Origin of the sequence: Hallerella sp., from assembly GCF_022776125.1 — a bacterium.
Lineage (GTDB): Bacteria > Fibrobacterota > Fibrobacteria > Fibrobacterales > Fibrobacteraceae > Hallerella > Hallerella succinigenes.
The window spans coordinates 43,691-50,002 of record NZ_JALFIA010000080.1 but is presented as its reverse complement, the minus strand read 5'-3'; the positions used below and the strand labels follow the sequence as shown (position 1 = coordinate 50,002).

The following is a 6,312-nucleotide window of genomic DNA, read 5'->3' as shown; positions in this document are numbered from 1 at the left end:
GTATTGCCGTCTACCACGAGAGTCGCCGTCATCGTTCCGCTTTCCGTAGCATAGGTGGCCGTCGTCGTCTTCAAACCGGTACCATTCGCAGTTCTTTCTGTCGACTTCGGCATGGTCCATTCATACGCAGCCTTTGCTCCAGCCGTAATGCCAGCCATACCAGCCGGGGTCACCTGGGTAAAGGTCCACGTGGTCGATTCACCCTTGTTGATCGTCGCCGGAACCGGTGCACAAGTACCGTTTACCGTACCGTCATCCTGAATTTCAACAGAAGAACTCGACACGACTGTCGAAGACGAAGAGGTCGAAGCGCTCGAGAAGTTAATCACAGCCGAAGAGCTCGACTTTTCCGTTGATGCGGAACTTGTTACTGCAGCAGAAGAAGAACCCGGTTCCGTAATTTCTGAGCTAGAAGAAGATTCTTCAATAACAGTATTATTCGCCTTTTTAGCGCATTCCGCATCGCTTGCACAGGCATTCGTGGCCGTTTCGACACGACCTACATAGTAAGAAGAATCATAAACGAAGACGTTACCCTTGTCTTCCGAAGTAACACCAGATACGTCACCGCTGCCACAAGCGACAAAAGCGCCACCGGCAATCGCAGCGAGAGCGAGTCCATACATCAACTTTTTCTGCATAAGAAAGGCCTCTTTCTTGTAAATTACAACAATCCAATGAGGAATTTAAACTTTTTTAGGCTAAACGCAACATATTTATGCGGTACAAAAGTTCCTCTTTTTCAAATCCCGTGAGTCAAAGCACGCAAAAAGGCTCGCAATCCCCCTCTGGAACATTTTTGCCTAAATTTTTATTTACAAAAAGCGTACGGCATCGTTGTCTGCGAACAACGAATAAATTGTGAAATTCCGCTATCCTACGAAACCACAATAGATTCAGGAAAGGGAACTTTGGCTCAATTCAGAGTTAAAGGATTCAGGTTGGATGCCTATGAAAAACACATTCTGTAAAAAAAGAGCCCTGATTGCAGGGATCGTCCTCAGTTGCAGTTTTGGCTTAAGCCAAGCCGCCATTTCTCCGACTGAAGTGGTCACTCTTCCGTCCGACGCGAAGCTCGGCGGCGGTGACGCCGTCGGTTCTACTTTATCCCGCTCCACCTATAACGGCGGAAAAGGTCCGGGCATTTGGATTGTGGCTGACGGCGGTTACCGTTTGTACCATAATGGAGCCCTTCTTGCCGAAGACAACCAGGCTGGACGCGTTCGCTTTGTGCCGATGACGTTCCTTCCGGGCGAAAACGCCATTTCTGTAATCGGCGTCGATGAAGACGGCGCCCACGGCGTGATGGTGCAGATCGATGAACTGCATGAATCTTATTACAGTGGCGGTACAGGCTGGTACGCAAAACCCGACTACGGCATTTACAACAACGCATGGAAAAACAAGGGCCGCGACTTGAGCCAATGGGGCGGAGCTACCACCCTGAGCTATTCCAATACGAAAATGCCAAACGGAGCCGATTTAACGGGTTGGCCGTCCGGTTCGCAGTCCAAGTGGATTTGGACGGGATCTTCCACCGATACCACCGTGGCCCTTCTTTACAACTTAAACATCACGGCCGAAGGCTTTGGAGCATCCACCACCGGCGGCGATGCGGGATCCATTGTCATCGCCTCGGATTCGGCTTCGATCCGAAAATATTTGCAGTCTAGCGAAGCGGTAACGATTCTTGTTCCGGAAGGAACCTATGATTTTAGACAGTTCCACGATGCCGTCACGGAAGCGACTGCCGCAGGGCGCACTTGGTGTAAATCCGCCTGCGGTGCAAATGACAAGAATTCAAGCAATACGTTCTACCGCATCAACTTTGCAGCCAACACCTGTAGCGGTCTAGACGGAACGACGATTGTCGGAACCGGTGAAATCCAGTCGTGGGATAATTGGATTACCATCAAGAACAACAAGAGCCTCATCGGCATGGGACGTGGGGCCAATCTCCGCGGAGCCTCTCTCAACAACCGCAAAAACGAAGGCGCCGGTAACAATATTTTCCGCAATCTCGCCATTTACGACGTGAACCCGCATTTGATCGAAGCGGGCGATGGTCTAGAAATTTCCGGTAACAATGGCAATGAAGTTTCGAATTTCTGGTTTGACCACATCAGTTACAAATGGATTTCGGACGGCATGGACCTGGAATTTGTCAAGGGTCTGACAGTTTCCTATGTCGACTATGACGGAGCAAACGAATACAACTGCTATTACTATGATCCCTATATGCATCTTGTGGAAAACGCACAAGCGACCATTCACGATATGTATTGGCATAATTCCTTTGGACGTGTTCCGAAAATTTATGCCAAGGACGGAAGTAGCGTCGCCCCCACGGTGCACATCTACAACTCCTATGTGGATTATAACCATTGGCATATTATCGATGTCAACGGCACCTCTTCTTTAACGTCTCAACTGCTTTACGAAAACAATTACATCGGCACGGCCAATATCCAAGTCGCCGGCAAAGATGCCTATAGTAAAGTCAACATGAAGAACAACACGATCAAGAAAGCAAAAAGTTCGACTCCGTACAGCAACAACGGAACCGCAACAAGCACCGCTTTCACCGATAACGTGTTTACTCCGAGCTATTCGTACACTTTGCGCACGAACAGTACCCTTCCGGATTCCATGCCTCTGCTCACAGGTGTAGGTGGTCGCTACGGTAGTATGCCCAGCTACAATCAGGCGACAGGGATTTCCCCCATCGCATCTACGGTAAGCGTTTCGGCAACACCTGCCCAGAATGCAGTTACTTTATCTGCAACCGTCAAAAGCAACAGCGGCTCTGCCATTACCAAGGTGGACTTTTACATCGGCACGACGCTGGTGGGTTCTGCTACGTCTAGCCCGTACATGACAACCGTTTCCGATGTCTCTCCTGGCACCTACAGCGCCATTGCGATTGCAACGGATAAGAACGGTCTCGAAGGCGTTTCCTCGTATACCACTTTTGAAGTCTCGGGTGAAGCGGTTCTCACCAAGGCTACCTTGACCAAGAACGGCGCCGGTTCTTCGAGTCAAACAATCACCCTGGGCGAATCGATTGCGTCCTTCAGCTATGTCTGGGGCAACTGCTCCGGAGTTGAAGTCACGGGTCTTCCAAATGGAGTCAACTACACCTTGAATGAATTCGAATCCCGTGTAACGATTTCGGGAACGCCAACGGAAGCGGGAGCATTCACTTATACCATCGCCACAGTTGGTGCAGACACAAACGTTTCCGTCGTCCGCAAGATTACGGTGAACGATCCAAATGCAAGTTCTTCGAGCGTCGCCGCGGAATCGAGCAGTAGCGAAACCGCAACTAGCAGCGCTACGGCAGAATCTTCGAGCAGCGCAGAAGAATCCACGGTGATTTCTGGAAACGTCAACTACGTCCGAGAAGCGACCACCTACTACCGCATCTTTGACATGCAGGGACGCCCGCTCTTCTCCGGTGCACAAAAGCCAAACCAGATGCCCGCCGACCGAGTCATTGTCATCGAATACACAAAGAGCGGAAGCATTAATCGTCGATACATCCAGGCGCAATAATTCGGAATTTCTCTCCTGTAAATATCAAAAGCGAGACTCTACGGAGCCTCGCTTTTTGTTTAGAATCAGACTGGAGGATTACCAGTCTGTATTACAACGAATTGATTTTCCTTCCGGAACAATCAGGTAAACCGCCGAATCTGTTCGAGGAGCAGTACCCTCCACCGAATTCAATGCTGTAGTAATCACAACCTCTTTGTCATTCACCAGAACCGTCACAGTCGAAGACGCTTCACAGCGAAGCAATCCGCTCCATTGATTCGTGGAATAAACCGCATACGCTCCCGCAGCGATTTCTGTTAAATCTCCACCATATTTCAGCACAATATCCGTATAAGAAATACTACTCGAGCTTCCTTCTGACGAACTCGAACTTTCCACACTGGAAGAACTTTCTGCTGAACTTGAACTTTCCACACTGGAAGAAGACGAAGCGACTACCGCAGAGCTTGAGCTTACCGCACTCGAAGAACTTGTCTCGGAGCTGGAGCTTAAGACGCTCGAAGAGCTTGTCTCTGAACTGGAGCTTAAGACGCTCGAAGAGCTTGTCTCTGAACTGGAGCTTGCAACACTCGAAGAGCTTGCCTCGGAACTGGAGCTTAAGACGCTCGAAGAGCTTGCCTCGGAACTGGAGCTTAAGACGCTCGAAGAACTTGCCTCGGAACTGGAGCTTAAGACGCTCGAAGAGCTTGCCTCGGAGCTGGAGCTTAAGACGCTCGAAGAACTTGCCTCGGAACTGGAGCTTAAGACGCTCGAAGAGGACGAAGCAATCTCCACAGAACTAGAGCTAAAGACAATCTGAAAAGAGCTCGACGAAAGAGCGCTACTCGACGAAGAGACATCCCCTGCAGATGAATTCCCTTCCACAGACGAAGAGCTTTCTGTCGACGCAGAGCTTTCGCCACCCAGTTTTTCAGCGCATTTAGCATCTGCCTTGCAAGCTTCCAACGCCTTTTCCACTTCCTGGGCATAATAGGTAGAATCCTGCAAATACTGCAGGGTTTCGTCGTCCGAAGTCACATCGGAAATATCACCCGAACCACAAGCCACAAAGACACTGGCAACGGAAAGAGCAAAAATGAGTCCCGAAAAAAATTTTTTATTCATAAAATTCCCAAGATCGTTAAAGATCCTAAAGAGAAATGTAATAACTTTCGGCAGACTGTAAACTTTAGTTTGCGGTATCTTCCGGATTAATCTTACGTTTTCCGGTAATAAACTGCTTCACAAACGGATTTGTGGTGTTTTTGATTTCATCGACCGTACCGACTTCAATAATACGTCCCTTATACAGCATCGCAATGCGGTCCGCGACCTTAAACGCGCTGACCATGTCATGCGTCACCACGACCGAAGTTACACCGAGTTTACTCTGCATATCGAGAATCAAATCGTTAATCACATCGCTCGTAATCGGATCCAAACCTGTCGTCGGTTCATCGTACAAAAGAATTTCAGGGCTCAAGGCTATCGCACGTGCTAGGGCGACGCGCTTTCTCATGCCACCCGAAAGTTCACTCGGCATCTTGGTGCGAAATTCCGGCACCAGGTTAATCAGCTTGAGCTTTTCCGTTACCACTTCCTGAACCTGTTTTTCAGAAAGTTCCGGATGATGTTCACGGAGTGCGAAGGCAATATTTTCACCCGTATCCATGCTATCGAAAAGCGCTCCGCTCTGGAACAGCATGCCCATCTTTTTACGAATGGTTCGGGTGTCAAAAAATTTGGGAGTACTGATCGTTACACCATCGACCACGACTTCGCCACCATCCGGTTGCAAAAGTCCAATCATGTGTTTCAAGATTACAGACTTACCACCGCCCGACTGACCGATGATCACCATCGTTTCACCCCGGCGAATGTTCAGATTCACATCTGCCAAAACCGTCTGCGTACCAAAGGTTTTCTGCAACCCGCGCAGCTGAATCATGATGTCATTGGGATCGATATTCACATTGGGCATAACGAAACCTATTGGAAAAGAATGGCGTCAGTGGCAAGGTCCAAAATCAAAATCATCAGGCAGCACGAAACCACCGCATCCTTTGTCGCAAGACCAACACCTCGCGCACCCGGAGCCGCATTGATTCCGTGAAGCCAACCGATCAAAAAGATAATGACTCCAAATACAAACGATTTAATGGCACCGCCGAATAAGTCCATCGGATTGAACAAATACTGCATACCCGTGTAGAACGTATACGAGGAAATGTCGAGAACGAGCACCGCGACAATCCAACCACCGATCAAAGCGAGGCAATTCGAAATGACCGTCAAACACGGCACCATCGTCATAAAGGCGACAAAGCGCGGCATCGCCAAAAAGCGATACGGATCCAGCCCGAGCACCTCATGAGCATCGAGTTCTTCCTTTTCGCGCATCGAAGCGATTTCCGCCGCAAGAGCACTTCCCACGCGACCCGCCAACACGAGCGCCGTCAAAAGCGGTCCAAGTTCAATCAGCACCATTTTACAGGCGGCTGTACCCACCCACTTGTCGGCAACAAGCCCGCGGAACTGGAACGAGGCTTGCACCGTCGCCACCATGCCCGTGAAGATCGAAGTCACAAACAAAAGCGGCATCGACGAAACACCGATCGCCACCATCTGCTTGAGCACAAGTCCCCACGTGCGAAACACGTAAGGCAACTGGCGCAAGGTAAACCACAGAATACAGCATAATTCTCCAACGCTCGAAATGCCGTTGGTAATCATCTTTCCCATGAAAAATAGTGGGGCGAGGAGAATCTTTACCAT

At 49.5% G+C, this 6,312-nt stretch carries 4 protein-coding genes and 1 pseudogene; 1 reads left to right on the top strand and 4 read right to left on the bottom strand.

Annotated features, from left to right (window positions below):
* Window positions 1–641 (bottom strand): annotated as a pseudogene (locus tag MR847_RS09665) (hypothetical protein); the annotation flags it as partial.
* A gap of 310 nt (window positions 642–951) precedes the next feature.
* Here MR847_RS09665 and MR847_RS09660 point away from each other — a divergent pair.
* Complete coding sequence (locus MR847_RS09660) at window positions 952–3,555, top strand: Ig-like domain-containing protein (RefSeq protein ID WP_287723630.1); 2,604 nt, start codon at window positions 952–954, stop codon at window positions 3,553–3,555.
* Between the two features lie 78 nt (window positions 3,556–3,633).
* On the opposite strand, the gene MR847_RS09655 is transcribed toward MR847_RS09660, so the two are convergent.
* The 3 genes from MR847_RS09655 to MR847_RS09645 form a co-directional block, all read right to left on the bottom strand.
* Complete coding sequence (locus MR847_RS09655) at window positions 3,634–4,662, bottom strand: hypothetical protein (protein ID WP_287723629.1); 1,029 nt, start codon at window positions 4,660–4,662, stop codon at window positions 3,634–3,636.
* Window positions 4,663–4,726: 64 nt separating this feature from the next.
* Window positions 4,727–5,518 carry an ABC transporter ATP-binding protein gene (locus tag MR847_RS09650; RefSeq protein WP_100424923.1) on the bottom strand — a complete coding sequence of 264 codons (792 nt, stop codon included), beginning with the start codon at window positions 5,516–5,518 and terminating at the stop codon, window positions 4,727–4,729.
* Between the two features lie 8 nt (window positions 5,519–5,526).
* Complete coding sequence (locus MR847_RS09645) at window positions 5,527–6,312, bottom strand: MlaE family ABC transporter permease (protein ID WP_100424924.1); 786 nt, start codon at window positions 6,310–6,312, stop codon at window positions 5,527–5,529.

What these genes read in the sequence shown, in the direction of transcription:
- MR847_RS09660 (WP_287723630.1), top strand. Translation starts at nt 952, where the DNA reads ATGAAAAACACATTCTGTAAAAAAAGAGCCCTGATTGCAGGGATCGTC.
- MR847_RS09655 (WP_287723629.1), bottom strand. Translation starts at nt 4,662, where the DNA reads ATGAATAAAAAATTTTTTTCGGGACTCATTTTTGCTCTTTCCGTTGCC.
- MR847_RS09650 (WP_100424923.1), bottom strand. Translation starts at nt 5,518, where the DNA reads ATGCCCAATGTGAATATCGATCCCAATGACATCATGATTCAGCTGCGC.
- MR847_RS09645 (WP_100424924.1), bottom strand. Translation starts at nt 6,312, where the DNA reads ATGGTAAAGATTCTCCTCGCCCCACTATTTTTCATGGGAAAGATGATT.